This window comes from Geobacillus proteiniphilus (assembly GCF_001908025.1).
GTDB lineage: Bacteria > Bacillota > Bacilli > Bacillales > Anoxybacillaceae > Geobacillus > Geobacillus proteiniphilus.
In genome coordinates this window covers 1-14,849 of record NZ_MQMG01000069.1, presented here as the reverse complement: position 1 = coordinate 14,849, position 14,849 = coordinate 1, and the positions used below count along the sequence as shown (strand labels likewise).

General features: G+C 46.0%; 20 protein-coding genes and 1 pseudogene. 18 read left to right on the top strand and 3 right to left on the bottom strand.

The annotated features are described in order from the left end of the window. Window positions 1-1,335, top strand: a 1,335-nt coding sequence (locus BRO54_RS17125; protein WP_239691290.1) for a glycosyltransferase family 2 protein, incomplete at its 5' end; no start/stop codon positions are given. 18 nt (window positions 1,336-1,353) lie between these two features. Beyond that, window positions 1,354-1,902, top strand: a complete 549-nt coding sequence (locus BRO54_RS17120; protein WP_074044712.1) for a YpiB family protein — start codon at window positions 1,354-1,356, stop codon at window positions 1,900-1,902. Between the two features lie 105 nt (window positions 1,903-2,007). On the opposite strand, the gene BRO54_RS17115 is transcribed toward BRO54_RS17120, so the two are convergent. Continuing rightward, window positions 2,008-3,135: an NAD(P)/FAD-dependent oxidoreductase gene (locus tag BRO54_RS17115; RefSeq protein WP_074044711.1), complete on the bottom strand. Its 1,128-nt coding sequence runs from the start codon at window positions 3,133-3,135 to the stop codon at window positions 2,008-2,010. A gap of 166 nt (window positions 3,136-3,301) precedes the next feature. Continuing rightward, entirely contained in the window at window positions 3,302-4,141 is an 840-nt protein-coding gene (locus BRO54_RS17110) for an MBL fold metallo-hydrolase (protein WP_074044710.1), read from the bottom strand. 225 nt (window positions 4,142-4,366) lie between these two features. Between BRO54_RS17110 and BRO54_RS20855 the strand changes: the two genes are divergently transcribed. Together BRO54_RS20855 and BRO54_RS17105 are read left to right on the top strand one after the other, a co-directional pair. Then, complete coding sequence (locus tag BRO54_RS20855; protein WP_275651061.1) at window positions 4,367-4,501, top strand: hypothetical protein; 135 nt, start codon at window positions 4,367-4,369, stop codon at window positions 4,499-4,501. Window positions 4,502-4,660: 159 nt separating this feature from the next. Continuing rightward, complete coding sequence (locus BRO54_RS17105; RefSeq protein WP_074044713.1) at window positions 4,661-4,918, top strand: hypothetical protein; 258 nt, start codon at window positions 4,661-4,663, stop codon at window positions 4,916-4,918. Between the two features lie 103 nt (window positions 4,919-5,021). On the opposite strand, the pseudogene BRO54_RS20670 reads toward BRO54_RS17105, so the two are convergent. Beyond that, window positions 5,022-5,282: pseudogene (locus tag BRO54_RS20670) on the bottom strand (SDR family oxidoreductase); the annotation flags it as partial. 334 nt (window positions 5,283-5,616) lie between these two features. Here BRO54_RS20670 and BRO54_RS17095 point away from each other — a divergent pair. The 14 genes from BRO54_RS17095 to BRO54_RS17040 all read left to right on the top strand — a co-directional run bounded on the left by BRO54_RS17095 (window position 5,617) and on the right by BRO54_RS17040 (window position 14,778). Beyond that, on the top strand, window positions 5,617-6,267 hold the full coding sequence (locus tag BRO54_RS17095) for a DUF975 family protein (RefSeq protein ID WP_074044709.1): 651 nt from the start codon (window positions 5,617-5,619) through the stop codon (window positions 6,265-6,267). Between the two features lie 420 nt (window positions 6,268-6,687). Beyond that, window positions 6,688-7,170: a DUF2935 domain-containing protein gene (locus BRO54_RS17090; protein ID WP_074044708.1), complete on the top strand. Its 483-nt coding sequence runs from the start codon at window positions 6,688-6,690 to the stop codon at window positions 7,168-7,170. 55 nt (window positions 7,171-7,225) lie between these two features. Continuing rightward, entirely contained in the window at window positions 7,226-7,543 is a 318-nt protein-coding gene (locus BRO54_RS17085; RefSeq protein ID WP_074044707.1) for a YbjQ family protein, read from the top strand. Window positions 7,544-7,751: 208 nt separating this feature from the next. Then, window positions 7,752-8,060 (top strand): ArsR/SmtB family transcription factor, encoded by a 309-nt coding sequence (locus BRO54_RS17080; RefSeq protein ID WP_074044706.1) that lies wholly within the window; start codon window positions 7,752-7,754, stop codon window positions 8,058-8,060. Window positions 8,061-8,074: 14 nt separating this feature from the next. Next, window positions 8,075-9,004, top strand: coding sequence for a cation diffusion facilitator family transporter (locus BRO54_RS17075; protein ID WP_074044705.1), 930 nt, complete (start codon window positions 8,075-8,077; stop codon window positions 9,002-9,004). 374 nt (window positions 9,005-9,378) lie between these two features. Continuing rightward, entirely contained in the window at window positions 9,379-9,507 is a 129-nt protein-coding gene (locus BRO54_RS20850) for a hypothetical protein (RefSeq protein WP_275651059.1), read from the top strand. A 261-nt stretch (window positions 9,508-9,768) separates the two neighbouring features. Further along, complete coding sequence (locus tag BRO54_RS17070) at window positions 9,769-10,410, top strand: copper amine oxidase N-terminal domain-containing protein (protein WP_074044704.1); 642 nt, start codon at window positions 9,769-9,771, stop codon at window positions 10,408-10,410. Window positions 10,411-10,425: 15 nt separating this feature from the next. Continuing rightward, window positions 10,426-10,722, top strand: coding sequence for a hypothetical protein (locus BRO54_RS17065; protein WP_074044703.1), 297 nt, complete (start codon window positions 10,426-10,428; stop codon window positions 10,720-10,722). Between the two features lie 2 nt (window positions 10,723-10,724). Next, complete coding sequence (locus BRO54_RS17060; protein ID WP_074044702.1) at window positions 10,725-11,666, top strand: FAD:protein FMN transferase; 942 nt, start codon at window positions 10,725-10,727, stop codon at window positions 11,664-11,666. Window positions 11,667-11,668: 2 nt separating this feature from the next. Next, a complete protein-coding gene (locus BRO54_RS17055; RefSeq protein WP_074044701.1) occupies window positions 11,669-12,217 on the top strand; it encodes a ferric reductase-like transmembrane domain-containing protein in 549 nt (182 codons plus the stop codon). 6 nt (window positions 12,218-12,223) lie between these two features. After that, window positions 12,224-12,892, top strand: coding sequence for a response regulator transcription factor (locus BRO54_RS17050; RefSeq protein ID WP_066233436.1), 669 nt, complete (start codon window positions 12,224-12,226; stop codon window positions 12,890-12,892). Beyond that, window positions 12,885-13,538: a hypothetical protein gene (locus tag BRO54_RS20665; protein WP_239691289.1), complete on the top strand. Its 654-nt coding sequence runs from the start codon at window positions 12,885-12,887 to the stop codon at window positions 13,536-13,538. The genes BRO54_RS17050 and BRO54_RS20665 overlap by 8 nt, the downstream gene beginning before the upstream one ends. After that, entirely contained in the window at window positions 13,492-14,214 is a 723-nt protein-coding gene (locus tag BRO54_RS20660) for a sensor histidine kinase (protein WP_239691288.1), read from the top strand. The genes BRO54_RS20665 and BRO54_RS20660 overlap by 47 nt, the downstream gene beginning before the upstream one ends. A gap of 3 nt (window positions 14,215-14,217) precedes the next feature. Next, window positions 14,218-14,778, top strand: a complete 561-nt coding sequence (locus tag BRO54_RS17040; protein WP_074044700.1) for a hypothetical protein — start codon at window positions 14,218-14,220, stop codon at window positions 14,776-14,778. Window positions 14,779-14,849 lie beyond the last annotated feature (71 nt).

Here is a 14,849-nt window from a genome sequence, read left to right as displayed (position 1 = left end):
GTCAATCAGTCTTCTCCTGAAATAAAACCAAGGACCAAAGCCTATATACCCGTTAAATACAAATTTATAATAGGCCATATCGTTGCATTTTTGTGGCTGTGCTTTAGCGTTTATGTCTCCATACCATGGGTTTTTGATTTGGCTCATTTGGTAAGTTTTCCGCTCTCTGTAGTGATTATAGCAGGTTTAGCCTATATACCCGGATATTTGACCGCGTTTTTGGTTGTTAGTTTATTGCTTGATCGCCAGCCTCCGTTGAAAACTGAATATCCAGACAAAGCGGTAACGATATTGATCGCAGCCAGAAATGAAGCTGATAAAATTGAGAACACATTAAATTATATTGCTAAGCAAGATTACAATGGGGAAATACGTGTGTTATTGGTTGATAATGGCTCAACAGACCAAACAGTAGAGAAAGCGCGCCGTGCGGCAATGAGATTGGGACTGGATGTTACCATTTTGAAAGAGGAGAAACCAGGAAAATTCCACGCGTTAAATAAAGGACTCCAGCATGTTAGTACCGATTTGATGATAACGTTAGATGCCGATACATTGCTTCATCGATCAGCAGTAAGATATTTGATTGCTAGGATAGAGTCGGCTCCAGTGGATGTTTGTGCTGTAGCTGGTGCTGTTTTAGTGAGAAACAGTCGGGAGAACCTTCTTGCTAGAATTCAAGAATGGGATTATTTTCTTGGTATTGCTTCGATTAAGCGAATGCAAGGATTATACCAAGGAACTTTGGTGGCCCAAGGGGCATATAGCTTATATAAGACGGAGGCAATTAGAGAAGTTGGCGGTTGGCCTGATGCCATTGGAGAGGATATTGTCCTTTCTTGGCGTTTGCTAGAAAAAGGATGGAGAATTTACTTTGAACCTCATGCGGTGGCGTTTACGGATGTTCCGGCTTCTTGGGTACATTTTTGCAGACAACGATCTCGGTGGGCAAGGGGAATGATCGAGGCATTGAAGGTTGTAAAACCGTGGCAGCAACCACAATTGTTTGTGAAATACCTCACGATGGTGAATCTGTTGCTCCCTTATTTAGACACCATCTATACTTTATGTTGGTTACCGGGATTAATTTTGGCCTTCTTCGGTTATTATTACATTGTTGGCCCGATGACGTTGTTGGTTGTGCCGCTGACGTTGATCGCGTATTGGGCTCTATACCGATATCAAAGATCGGTGTTCCGAAAATTGGATCTCAAGATCAGAAGAAATAGAATTGGTTTTGTCGTCTTTGTCTTGTTTTACCAAATGATCATGTCCCCAGTCTCATTTTGGGGATATATACAAGAGTTAGCTCGATTAAGGAGAGTTTGGAAATAGGGAGGAGGGGACAGTGCGATGAGGTGGGTGTCATATTTGGAAAAGCGCAATTTTTTAACATCGTTTTTGCACAATTATCGCTTAAAGCATCCGGATGCCCGGTTTGTGCTCAAGTATTTGCTTCAGCACCCCCATTTGCTTGAGAACGTCCATTTTACGGAAACCGAGCAAAAGCAAGCGCGGTGGCTGATCATTTCGACTGCGATGGCGGAAGAAGAGGGGCTTGTGTTTTATCGACGCGGCCAAAAAAGCACGAGCCTGGCCGCGATTATGGGCGATTTGGCGCTGCACCCGAACGAGCCGCTCTATTTGACGCTTCATTTTCCAGGAAAGGCAAGGAATTTTTCGTACCTTCGGCTCATTGATCACCAAGCGTTTGAAAACGTCCGGCGGCATGAGCGCCGTGAGAAAATGGCGAAAGCGGCCGAGCAAGTGCTCGATGAAGCGTTGAAACGCCATGAAGTGTCGATTTTGAAGATGCAAATCGATCAAGCGCTTGACCGCAAAGATATGGAATGGTTTCAAACGCTGACGGAGCAGTTGAAAAAATATGAAGGACAAAGCTGACAAAACACGGTCAGCTTTGCCCTGACGGTGAGAAAGGGATATCAGCCGCTACGTTGGCTGTTGTCCATATTGTGGAAGATCCGTTGTTGCTTTTTCTGATCCCCCTCATTGAACGATCGGTGCGACGGCGCTTGCCACGTCATAATCGCTTGGGTTGAGTTCAGTCGGCAGGCCGATGACGAGTTTCGCCAACTCCTTTCCTAAATACGGGCCGACGGTGAGCCCTGAGGAGCCGAGGCCGTTGGCGACATAAAGGCCAGAAAACCTCGGAAGCGCTCCAAAGACCGGGAGAAATCCGGGTGTGCGCGGGCGGAATCCGACTCGCGTCTCGATATATGTCCAGGTGGAGAGCCCCGGTGCAATAGCAAGCGCTTTGTCCAATAATTCGTGCATTCCCCCGGCGGTGGGGCGAATGTCCATGCCCGCTTCATCTTCGTGTGTGGTTCCGATCACAATCCGGCCCCCCGGGAAAGCGAGCATATACTGATTGTTCGGCGGCATGACGACTGGCCAATGGGATGTGTCGTATTCCGGATGTTCCAAGTGAATGAGTTGCCCTTTTTGTGGGGTGACGAGCAGTTTGATGCCGAGCGGCTCCAGTAATTCTCCAGCCCAGGCGCCGGCCGTGACGATGACCGCTTCGGCAGCGTATGTCGCTCCGTCGACTTCCACGCCGATGATGCGGGAGCCTTCAAACAGGAGCCGGGCGTTTCCGCGGATGTAGGCGGCGCCGCGCTTTTGGGCAGCGTTAATGAGGGCGTCTCGCACCGCCCGACCGTTCACTCGGGCGGCGCCGCTCACATAAAGGGCATGATGCTCGCCAACAAGCGGCGGAAACAGCTCCTTCGCCTCTTGGGGATGAAGCCGCACGATCTCTCCCATTTCCGGCGCGTCTTCGCGCCGTTTGAGAGCGCGCTCCTCCATCTGTTCCAGCTTCTGTTCGTCCGTGTGCAGACAGAGCGCCCCGACGCGCGCATAACCGGTTTCCGTTTCCCCGTACGATTCCAGCTCTTCAATGAGGGAAGGATAAAATTTCGCCCCGCCTTTCGCTAACCGATACCACTTTTGGTTGCGGCGCTGCGACAGCCAAGGGCACACGATCCCCGCCGCCGCATCGGTCGCCTGGCCTTTGTCACCACGGTCGATGATGACGACTTGGGCGCCTTCCTTGGCTAGATGATAGGCGGTCGAGGCGCCTAAAATGCCAGCTCCGACAACGATATATGGCTTCATACCCAACACCTTTTCTCTTTTTTTATTAGCATAGCATAGACAGCGGCGGATAGGGAACCATCGTCTGCCAGGCGGCGAACGGCACGATGCAACTACAGAAAAATGATAGCCTCAGGCGCAAAAAAGCTGACCGAAGCCGCGTGTGGCTGTTTCGGGCAGCCCCGCTTCAGCTCGCCTGTTTCGTCTCATATTCCTGAATGACTGACCGGATGATATGGAGCGAGTCCCACTCTCCACCCGAGAAAAAGACGATCGGGTATTTTTTCGGAAACAAAATGGCCTGGATTTGTTTGGGCGGTGTTCCTTTTTCGTATAAATCGATGATCATCCCTTGCAGTTCAAGCAAATAGTCAAGTTTCCGCTGCAAGGCTTCGCGCCCGTTCGGGAGATAGCCGGCGTGAGCGCAAAAGACGTCGCCGAAATCGTATGTCAACACGTGTTGCAAGGAAGTGATGATCGCCGGGATGTTTTCCTCGCGCAAGATGACTTTTGTTTTCTCTTGACAGTACAAGTCGCCGCTGAACAGCTGGCCGGTTTCGCGATTCAAAAACGCCACATGGTCGATCGAGTGACCCGGCGTGGGAATGACGTCCCACGTTGCATTTCGGGAGGAAAACGTCGCGCCGATGGGCTTGGCGGTGAATGGATCGCGCTTTCCCCAAAACACTTTTCGATAGAGCGGATAGTCCGCCTTTTGCTGGCAATAATAGATCATCAGTTCGTTCATATAGATGGGCAGGCCCATCTTTCGCTGCAAAAACGCCGCGCAGCCGGTATGGTCTTCGTGAAAATGAGTGATGACGACTTGGTCGATGTCTTGTTGTTGGAAAAACGAAGTAAATTCGTTTTCCATCGATTTTGCGCCGGTGTCAATCAGCACCCCATCGATGACAAAGCAGCGGACGGTAAGACGGACGCCTTGAAACATCGCCGTTCCTTTGGCGATGCGCACGTTTTGCGCCGTCTCGGTTTCAAACCGCTTTTTGATCACTTTATCGAGCCACATAGGGGAACCTCCTTGCCGCAAAAGTGGTTGTGTTCATTATACCATAAAGAATGAGTGTTCATTCATTTTTTTGTTCAACGGCATTAGGCAAGGAGTCCCCCACCTCTAAGAGAAGGGAAGGTGGGGGAGGAATTGACTTTTTTTATTTTTTGTACGAAAAACGGTTCGTTTTTCAGTAATACATGGTAAAGTTGTATATATACTGAAAAAAAGGAGGTGAAACGCATGGAATTGGTCGTCACCGCTAAAATTCGGTTGTTGCCAACGGAAGCCCAACACCAACAAATGGGGCGCTCGGGAAGCCTTCTGGCAGCGGCAAGCTGTTTATCGTCCCGCCGTCTTTTCTGTATTTGTATGTGAAGCGGTGAGACGGGGCATACATGATTTTTAACCGCCACACGCCGGAGAAGAAGAAGGAAAGGTTTCAAGTGTTGCAAAATCAAGTGGATGATGGGCGTTCCGCCGCTGAATCCAAGAGAGCGTCAAGCGATCGTTCGAACCGTTTTGGAGGGAGATGGATTGAAAACCGTTATCCAAGCCTTATTGATTTCACTGATGGCCCATATCGTGTATTTCGCAGCAACGATCAGCATCGGGTATTGGAAAACGAAGCTTTATAAGCCTGATGTGGCCAATGCGTGGGAGCGCGTTGATATGTTGCAAAATGAGGCTGTGTTTGGTCAAGCGGGGTCGCCGGTTGTGTATCTGTTTTCATTTGTCGGAATTACCGCAGTCAGTGCGTTAGCCATTCATTTGTACAAAACGTTTTGGTCGTAAAGGAACACCATGCGTAAAGAACCGAAAAAGCGGGGAATGCAAGAAAGCCAGCCCCAAAGGTGAATGAAAACCTTCGGGACGGCTTTTTCTGTTTTTCGGGTTGATACGCCGTCCACCCGGCAGCAGCCACAATGACCGTGCCGTTGACGAAGCTTGAATCATCGGAAGCCAAAAACAGGGCGATGTTCGCGATTTCTTCCGGCTCTCCGACGCGCGGGTTTAAGTTGGCGCCAGCCATGGCGCGTTCCATCCCGAATGGGTTTGGCTCTGTCATCGTAGCGCCAATGTTGGTGCTGACGCCCCAGGGGGCGATGGCGTTGCAGCGGATGCCTTCTTTCGCATATTGGAACCCAACGTTTTTCGTCTTTGGACTATACCGTTTGAAGACTAAGTCTTTAGATCTATATACATGCAACGAAAAAGTTTAACATATCATTGACGGAAAAGTCGCTTATCCACTTTTCGACTGGCGGTGACCGAACAATCACCCGCTTCACAGCCCCATACATGGTTCCGGAAGCGGCGTTGTTCGCTCGCCCGACAGTCGATCCAATCGCTCTGTAAAAACTACAAATGTTAAAGATTCAAATTGCATCTATATATTTATAAAAATAGGAATATATGATAAATTACAGTTATAATTCATAATATTCCATTGGGGATTTTTAACTTTCATAATTAGTCAAGGGGGAGCCATCATGACATTATCGCAGCTCAGAAGGCAAGCGAGGCAGGCGTTAAAAGGGCAATGGGGAATGGCAGTTCTTATCATGCTCGTGTATTTTGTGTTGAATACGGTCATCCCAACAGTGTTGGAAATGGTGCTCAGCGGTGGATGGAGCGCTTGGATGGCGCAAGAGGATCCGCCTTTTGCGGCCCAGATGATCAGTTTGTTGTATACGGCGGCGCTGCTTCCGCTCGGCATCGCGGTCTATTGGGTGTTTTTGGATGCCTATCGAGGGCAGCCGCTTTCGGTGGCGCCGCTCTTCACCGTGTATCGGCAAGGAAAGCTGCCGCTTAAGTTGATCGGCGCATCGATTTTGTACGGCATTTTTGTTTTCCTATGGACTCTTTTGCTCATCATCCCGGGGATTATCAAATCATTGGCTTACTCGCAGACGTTCTTTTTGTTAAAAGACCATCCGGAGTATGGGGCGCTTAGAGCGATTCGTGAAAGCAACAAGCGAATGAAAGGGTATAAATGGAAGCTTTTTTTGCTTTATTTGAGTTTTCTCGGCTGGGGGATTTTATCCCTTCTGACGCTCGGCATCGGGTTGTTATGGCTGATTCCTTATGTGTACACGTCGCTGGCGGCTTTTTATGATGAGTTTATTCGTGTGCAGGAATAAGAAAAGAAAAAGAGGGTGTCCCAAAAGTAACGGGACACCCTTTCTGATCACCATATATACGCGCGAAACGCCCTAACAAAACTATATATTGTATCTTGCGTGAAGAAGGACAATCTTTTGGGTCAGCCCCTTTTTTCACGGCGCAGACAGTGAGGGGGGATCGGTGTTCGTCTCTGTGAAAAAAACGATGAAGCCGTTCAAAACGTTACGGTCATTGATTTTTTTGAATCCATGGGGCATGGGGTTTTGGCCTGCTTGGTGGGAGCCTCCTAGCATGAACCGTTCACTGGTCGTCCTGTGCGTGTCGCTGGGCTGATTTTGGAAGTGAATTAGGAAGGCCGTCATCGTTTCGATCATTGCGCATATGGATGCTGTTTTGCCCATACACTGAAAGAAGAGGGGAAAAAGGGAGGGAAGAGCGTGCAGTTTTATTATGGTCCACACATGCCGCTGCGCATTTTGGATGAGATTGAATTTTGGAAGCATCAGGAGGAAGAGCACACGGTCGTCATTCACGAACTTGTGTCCGGATTGGAAGCGCCATATGTGGAAGCGTTGAAAAAGTGGGGAGAGGCGCTTTCCGTTACGCATCAGCAAGCGGTCCGTTATATCGAATCGGTGGTTCGGGCCGGCCATTATGTTCCTGAACAACTGCATCAACAAGTGCTTCATTTTGTGTCGTACTGCTTGCAGCAGAGCCTTCAGTTTATCGAATTATGCCGGAAAATCAAAACGAACAGCACAGCCGTAAGCCGAAATCCGACCGCCAAGGTGGTGCTCGATCACATCATTCGCGAATCGGAGTATTTTGTCGGCATCGCGCAGTTGTTGCTGTACGGGACTCATACCGCATCGGCTGCACCGCGGACAGATTCATCGGCGACGTTATACGATGTGCCGTAGTATAATCGAATTGGGTGCTTCCACCCATCATTATGAGCCGCGAGGGGGCATAGCTGTGATTGTCACGACCACCAATACCATTGAAGGAAAAGAAATTGAAGAGTATTTAGGCATCGTAGCGGGGGAGGTCATTTTAGGCGCCAATGTCATTCGCGATTTTCTCGCCAGTATTACCGACATTATTGGCGGGCGGAGCGGAACGTATGAAAGCAAACTGGCCGAAGGGCGGGAGATGGCGATCAAGGAGATGATCAATAAGGCGAGAAGTCTTGGCGCTAACGCCGTCATTGGGGTGGATCTCGATTTTGAAACGCTGCGCGACGGCATGATGATGTGCATTGCGACTGGGACGGCGGTGCGGTTGAAATCGTAATGTGAAAGCAGCGGGTCTAGCGGCCCCTGCTTTTTTGCTCGTTGGTGCGTGGATGGATGTGTCAGAGTGGATGGGCTATTTATTCTGGTTGTGGTTCGGAGCTTTTTGGGGAGTGTGGGGCGAAATAGGCTTGACAGGAGAAAGAAAAGCGGTTTATGATTCACATATATGAACAAATGCTCATATATTAAAGTGTGAGGGGGCAACCATGAAAACAGAGGATCATTCGTTTTTAGATGGAAGAGTGATCGAGGAAGTGTCACGTATCTTTAAAGCACTAGCGGATCCGACTCGGATGAAGATTCTTTATTTGTTGTCGCAGGAAGAATGCCATGTGAGCCATATCGCGGAAGTGCTTGGCATGTCGCAATCGGCCGTTTCCCATCAGTTGGCGCTGCTTCGGACTTTGCGGCTTGTCAAATACCGTCGCGAAGGGAAGACATTGTTTTATTCTTGCGATGATGAGCATGTCATTTCACTGTTAAGGCAAGCGATTGATCACGCACAACACCAGTGAGGGGGAGAGGATCGATGCATCACCATGCACACGGCCATTGCGGTCATCATCACCATCATCATGGGCATGATCATCGGGAAGGAAATAAAAAGGGGCTATCCATTGCCTTGGGGATGACGGTAGGGATTATGGGACTCGAGTTTGTTGGCGGCCTTTTGACGAACAGCCTCGCCCTCCTTTCTGATGCCGGGCATATGCTCAGTGATGCGGCGTCGCTTCTGTTGAGCTTGGTGGCGGTATGGTTGGCGACCAAACCGGTGTCGCCGAAGAAAACATATGGATTTTATCGGTTTGAGATTTTAGCGGCATTGGTCAACGGGGTGGCATTAGTCGGGATTGCCGGTTGGATTCTCTGGGAGGCGATTGGGCGGTTTGTGAATCCGCCTGTCGTAGCGAGCAGATCGATGATGTTGATTGCCGCTATCGGTTTATTGGCGAACATGGTGAGTGCTTGGGCATTAATGCGCAAAGGGGATGTGAAGGAGAACGTCAATGTTCGCAGTGCGTATTTGCACGTGCTCGGCGATGCGTTAGGCTCGGTCGGTGCGATTGCGGCAGGGCTTGTCATGTGGTTGTTCGGCTGGTATGTGGCTGACCCGCTGATTTCCGTATTGGTGGCCGTTTTGATTTTCAAAGGAGCGATTGCTGTCGTCAGGCAGACGGTACATATTTTAATGGAAGGAACGCCTGCGGCCATTGATCAAACAGAAGTGAAAGCGGCGCTTTCGGGAATTGACGGCGTGTTGGATGTTCATGATTTGCATATTTGGACGATCACCTCAGGGCTTGATTCGTTAAGCTGTCACCTGTTGATTGAAGACGACCGCGACGCCCAGGTGATTTTGCAGCGGGCGATTGATTTGGTGGAAACACGCTTTCACATTCGCCATGCGACGATTCAAATCGAAATGCCGCACATTCGTCATGGAGAGATGGAAGTATAGCGGCGCGGAGGCCGGCATTCGCTTTCATCCAGCTGCTAAACGATTGTATGGAAAAATCAGGAGTTTGTTGCAAACTGTTGCTTTAGGCAAGGGCATGTACGGGTTTGTTTGATTTGTTTGATATATACTTGTATTTTGCAAATAATTGATTTTGTTCTACTGCTTTATCTTTTAGGTTGTTTTTTGTGACAATCGCCATTGAGCGTAAACGGGCCGCCGCGAGGGACGGGCGCATAAACGTCTCATAGGGAGAGAATTAAGGAGAAGATGCTCGAGCAAAAGTGTCAACTGTATAGTCGGCCGTTTTATTAAGCGTTGCTTAGGATTGGATGGCGTTTAGGCAAGGAAAGCTGAAAAACGAAAGGACGTGATAAATGATGAAAGTGATCAAGTGGGTTTTTGTCTGTTCCGACAACGAAAAAGAGTGCTGCCGTATCGAAATCGAAGAAAAAGCGGCAGAAAAAGAAGCGGCAGAATGTTGTACAGTTGAGTGCTATTGTTAATGATTTAGGGAATGGCGTTAAACCTCACATTTCGCACTCGAGCAGAGTGGGCGGAAAAGATTTTTTGTTTATTCTTTTGAGATCATTTTTGAACCAAAATACGACGAGTGATGGCCATTCTTTTTTGCCGTCTCTCGTCGTTCTTTATAAGCATACATACTTTCGTCCGCTCTTATCTCTTGCAAAATCCCCATTTTCATTTTTTTTCAGAATCGCTGTTTACAATAAGGTTAAAAACAAGGAGGAAAGGAGTAATTCTTTATGAGGAAAATAACGCTCAGTGTATTTGTATGTCTCTTTCTTTTTGCGTTATACAGCACTTCTTCTATCTATGCTCATGATAATGAAAAATATGAATATGAGCTAAAAAAAGGTCATGCGGATAGGTATGAAGACGAAGAGGATTATGAAGACTATGATGAAGATAGGGACGAGTACAATCATGGGTATCGAAGTGAAGGGGTTAATCGAGAGGAACAGACTATTGTAAGAAGAGAATATTGGTATAAATGGTCGCGTTCAGCAGATATTCCAAATGAGTATGAGGAAACTCCCATTTCTTCCAAACAAATTGTACCGATTCGTCTGATGTCTAAAGCTCCACTCTATATAATGGTTATTCCTAAGCAAGGGCAAATATTTGTACCCCTTGAGGATACAGCTAGATATTTAGGTGCTTCTGTGACAATTTATCCTTATTCGCAAATAGGTGAAATTCAGTTGGGTGACCATTATTTAATTGTCAGAAATGGCACAAGGGTGGTTTACGAAAACATGAAAAAGACACCTATGCCGCTTCCTATCTTTATGGAGCAGGGAAAACTCTATATTCCCATTAGTGTGTTGGCTAACGGTCTAGGGTTTCAAGTAGCATGGACTGGAGAGCAAATCCAAATTGATTAACAAGGAGGCGTTTGGATGAAAACGAACAAATGGGTAAAATGGGTTGCCGGTTTGGGAGGTGTTACTTTATTCACTGCATTTCTTCAGCTAGTAGACAGCTCGGAAATGGATCAGCAGAAAACTAACAGTTCCCCTACTGCCACTGCTGAGAAAAACAATGAAACGATGAGACAACGCGAACAAGAATTAATGTCTTTGGATTGGAATGAAGGAAATTGGGATGTTCAATACTCGAATGAAGTGATTACATTGACGCCAAAGGGCCAATCTTCTGGGTTGCCGCCGTCGGAAAATCGAACAAGGAGATCATAGTTATGGGCACGAAACAATCACTGGAATTCAACGGAATGGGAACAACGATTAAAGTAGAAGTGATTACGGATAAGATATCTATTGACTGGAAAACAATGATGCGAACTTGGTTTGCAACTTTTGAATCGATTTGTTCCCGTTTTCAAAGGGACAGTGAATTGGCAAGATTAAATCAATCTCCGTCATGGATGATTGTTCCTATCCATCCCATCCTGTATGATGTATTGCAAGCAGCATTTCAATATGCGGCAAAAACAGACTTTTATTTCAATCCGTTTGTCGGATCTATCTTAAAAAATATGGGATATGAACGTCCTTTTCAAAAACAACAGCCGCTTTTTCTCGAATATAAAGAAAACAAAAAAGGTGGATGCTCTGTACCTTCAAGAAAAAGTATATCGTTTTTTCCAAACCAAAAAGCAGTCATGAAACATACTGATGAAGAAATTGACCTTGGTGGGATTGGAAAGGGATGGAGCGTTGATCAGGCCCATCGTTTATTAAAAGGGATAGGTATAGAACAAGGAATGATCGATGCTGGAGGGGATATGGTGATTTGGGGGGGAGCTCCCCGGAAAATAGGCATCATGAATCCTTTTGCAGAAGACGAAGATATTGCGAATTTCATTATTGGCGCGGGAGCAGTGGCGACTTCTAATGTTCTTTATCGGAGTTGGAGCGTAAGAGGGAGAAGATTTCATCATATTATTCACGGTCAGACGGGGAAAAATCCGGAAAGCGATGTCGTGCAAACGACTGTGTTCGCTAGTTGTGCCTCAGAAGCAGATGTGATTGCCAAAATACTGTGCATGATGTCTGCAAAGGAGGGAATTCGGTGGTTAAACAGACATTTTCCTAAAGCAGCATGCATCATCGTCAACGAAAGTGGGCAGCTGCTGATCACCCCTTCTGTTTCGCGGTACGTTGAAAGGTTGGTGGTTTAAAGATGATCCAGTTTTCAACTTGGGAATGGATTCGGGCGGCTGGATTTAGTTCCTATTTTCTTCTTTTTCTATCTGTCTGTTTGGGGGTTATTCAAAATGCGAGCATGATCAGTAAAAATGTGCGCCATGTGCTTTTTCAAGCGCATCAAATGATGGGATGGTTTGCTTTTCTGCTTGCTTTTTTTCACGGTTTTTTGCTTTATTTTGATGATTATCAGCCATTTTCTATACAAGAAATTTTCATCCCGTTTCTCTCCAGATATCAACCGTTTTTTACCGGGTTAGGGATTGTTGCTTTCTATTCCATGTTCTTTATATTTATAACGAGCGATTTTATGAAAAAGATTGGGCGGAACATATGGAAAACGGTTCATTATCTCATTTTTCCAAGCTTCATTCTCGTCAGCATCCATGGAATTTTCATCGGGACAGATAGCAAAGAAACCTGGGCGCAATACGTTTATATTAGCGCTGTCGTTTGTTTTTTCGTTCTCATCGTCTACCGGTTTTTTTATAAAGCAACGCCAAAAAGCAATCGCAGCCGAGGGTGAGAGAATATGTACATTCTATTAGCAGAAGATGATACACGGCTCGGAAAACTGATTGTTTATATGTTAAAAAAAGAAAAATACATTGTGGATTGGGTGCAAGATGGAGAGGATGCTTATTATTTTGCCAAACAGTCGGATTATGATCTGTTGATTCTTGATTGGATGATGCCGCATAAAGAAGGAACGGAAGTTTGTCGAGCGTTGCGAAAAGAAGGGTTTCAGGGAGCGATTTTGATGTTAACGGCAAAGGATGCAGTTGAAGATCGAGTGACTGGGCTTGACTGCGGGGCGGATGATTATGTCGTAAAGCCGTTTGAGTTTTCTGAGCTTTTCGCCCGGATTCGCGCTTTATCTAGGAGAATGACTCAGCCGTTTCGGGGAGAAGAGCTTTCAGTAGGAAGCCTCTCGTTGAGTCTAAATGAATATTCCATAAAAAAAGGAGACAAAAAAATTCAATTGACAAATCGCGAATTTCAATTGATGGATCTGTTTATGCGCCATCCGAATCAAATATTGACGAGAGAGGCAATCATTGAGCGGGTTTGGGGGCTTGATGCCGATATTTCCAGCAACAATATTGATTCTTTTATTCGGATTTTGAGGAAAAAACTGGGGGACGACGGCACTTTGATTCAAAATATCCGAGGGGTAGGGTATAGGCTGAACGATGAATGACAAAATGTTCAAACAAACGCGCTTCCGGCTCACCCTTCTTTTTGCAAGTCTCATTGTTGTTTTTTTTGTTTTATTTACCTCGGCCAGTTATATGATCGTGTCTTCGTTGATTATGACGAAACAACGGCAGCAAGCAATCGATTTGGCGGAAGAGGAATATATGGAGCATAAATTTGAGCTTCTCAATTGGTATTATAAGAATGCAGACGATGATGATACGGATGAGAGCATTTCTGCCCATCATTCCAGCATGCCATTTTTTTATTACGTCATTACGCGTGATGGAGAAGTCATTAAAGGAGAAGAATCTTTTCCCGAGATTCGAGAGAATATTTTACATCGGATTCATGGATGGCGTCCAGGCAATAAAGACGTCCGTTACGAAACAGTAACAATAGGCAATGAGAAAATATGGTTCCTTCTTTCAGGAAAACAGGTGTTGATAAAAAAATATATATATCGGAACGATTTATACGGGAATAAACATAACGGAGCAAGTCTACATTGTCAAAGTGTTGACAGGTGTATTGTGTGTGATGTCCATTGTATTTATAGGGTTGTCTGTTGTCCTCGGGTACTATATGTCTGGCAGAGCAATGGTGCCGATTGCGAATGCTTTCAAACGGCAAAAAGAGTTTGTTGCTGACGCTTCTCATGAACTGAGAACTCCTTTAAGCATTCTTCAATCCTCAATTGAGGTGATTGAATCAGAAGAAAAAGGAAAATTAGGGGAGTTTTCCTTGCAAGTATTGGATGATATGAAGGATGAATTAAAGAGAATGACCAAGCTCACGAATGATTTATTATGGTTGGCTCGCTCTGACTCCAATGCGATTACGTTGACAAAAGAATGGTTTCCGTTGTTTCCTGTCGTCAATGAGCTGATCAGGAAATGCCGCCCTTTGGCGGAGCAAAAGCAGATTCGATTCACTGTCCATATGCAAGAAGACATAATGGTATATGGGGATAAAGAGAGAATCATCCAATTAATGTTTATTTTATTGGATAATTCTGTAAAATATAATAATGAAAATGGACAGGTCAGTATAAAAGTTGAACGTAATCGAAAAAATGTGATGATTGAAATTAAGGATACAGGAATTGGAATCCCTATAGAACATCAAAAATATATATTTGAAAGATTTTATCGCGTTGATCCATCGCGTTCGCAAAGACAACAAGGATATGGGATTGGTCTTTCGATCGCCAAATGGATTGTTGATGCCCATGGCGGAACGATTAATGTACAAAGTGAAGAAAAACGAGGAAGCCGATTCATTGTGACGCTTCCGCAACCAACCATTATTGAAAGCGAGGGGTAAACAATGAAAAAATGGATGGTGGCATTAAGCATTTCAATTGCATATTTGTTAATTTGTTTTGCGGCGGTGCAAGTCAATCGTGTGTTTGCAGATGATGGACGAGAGCATTTCTATGAGCATGGAGAGCAATACGAAGAACCTAGGGAAAAGGGGGAAGGAATGGCCAAGGAAAGCGGAGAGATGTTAGGATGGGGAGCGGTTTCTGTTGCTTTATTGGCAGGGGCGCTTTTGCCATTGAGACGAAATGCTAAATTCATTATGAGAACTGTTCCGAACATAAAATCTTTCTTTGTCTCTCTCTTAAAATGGTTAGCAACATGGCATATGCCTATTGGCGCAGCTGCGTTGGCGCTTGCTATAGCGCATGGTGCCCTTATGTACTTCTCTGAAGGGGAGTTGGAAATAAGGGAGTACATGGGCATTATGGCTATAGTATTCGCGGGAGTGGCGGCGGTTTTTGGAGCTGTTCTTTCAAAAAATAAAGCAAGCTCCTTGATCCGGTCAACACATATTGGATTATTATTAGCCGCGGGCATCTTAGTCGCGATCCATATTTTATCCTAAAATTTCAGCACATGAGACGAGCTGCTAAAATTTTTTAGTTATAAAACACGGCGGGACTGTGATGACAAAAA

Bases quoted from the DNA above. Each gene is read 5' to 3' on its own strand.
- BRO54_RS17120 (WP_074044712.1), top strand. From the start codon at position 1,354: ATGAGGTGGGTGTCATATTTGGAAAAGCGCAATTTTTTAACATCGTTT.
- BRO54_RS17115 (WP_074044711.1), bottom strand. From the start codon at position 3,135: ATGAAGCCATATATCGTTGTCGGAGCTGGCATTTTAGGCGCCTCGACC.
- BRO54_RS17110 (WP_074044710.1), bottom strand. From the start codon at position 4,141: ATGTGGCTCGATAAAGTGATCAAAAAGCGGTTTGAAACCGAGACGGCG.
- BRO54_RS20855 (WP_275651061.1), top strand. From the start codon at position 4,367: ATGGAATTGGTCGTCACCGCTAAAATTCGGTTGTTGCCAACGGAAGCC.
- BRO54_RS17095 (WP_074044709.1), top strand. From the start codon at position 5,617: ATGACATTATCGCAGCTCAGAAGGCAAGCGAGGCAGGCGTTAAAAGGG.
- BRO54_RS17080 (WP_074044706.1), top strand. From the start codon at position 7,752: ATGAAAACAGAGGATCATTCGTTTTTAGATGGAAGAGTGATCGAGGAA.
- BRO54_RS17075 (WP_074044705.1), top strand. From the start codon at position 8,075: ATGCATCACCATGCACACGGCCATTGCGGTCATCATCACCATCATCAT.
- BRO54_RS20850 (WP_275651059.1), top strand. From the start codon at position 9,379: ATGATGAAAGTGATCAAGTGGGTTTTTGTCTGTTCCGACAACGAAAAA.
- BRO54_RS17070 (WP_074044704.1), top strand. From the start codon at position 9,769: ATGAGGAAAATAACGCTCAGTGTATTTGTATGTCTCTTTCTTTTTGCG.
- BRO54_RS17065 (WP_074044703.1), top strand. From the start codon at position 10,426: ATGAAAACGAACAAATGGGTAAAATGGGTTGCCGGTTTGGGAGGTGTT.
- BRO54_RS17060 (WP_074044702.1), top strand. From the start codon at position 10,725: ATGGGCACGAAACAATCACTGGAATTCAACGGAATGGGAACAACGATT.
- BRO54_RS17055 (WP_074044701.1), top strand. From the start codon at position 11,669: ATGATCCAGTTTTCAACTTGGGAATGGATTCGGGCGGCTGGATTTAGT.
- BRO54_RS17050 (WP_066233436.1), top strand. From the start codon at position 12,224: ATGTACATTCTATTAGCAGAAGATGATACACGGCTCGGAAAACTGATT.
- BRO54_RS20665 (WP_239691289.1), top strand. From the start codon at position 12,885: ATGAATGACAAAATGTTCAAACAAACGCGCTTCCGGCTCACCCTTCTT.
- BRO54_RS17040 (WP_074044700.1), top strand. From the start codon at position 14,218: ATGAAAAAATGGATGGTGGCATTAAGCATTTCAATTGCATATTTGTTA.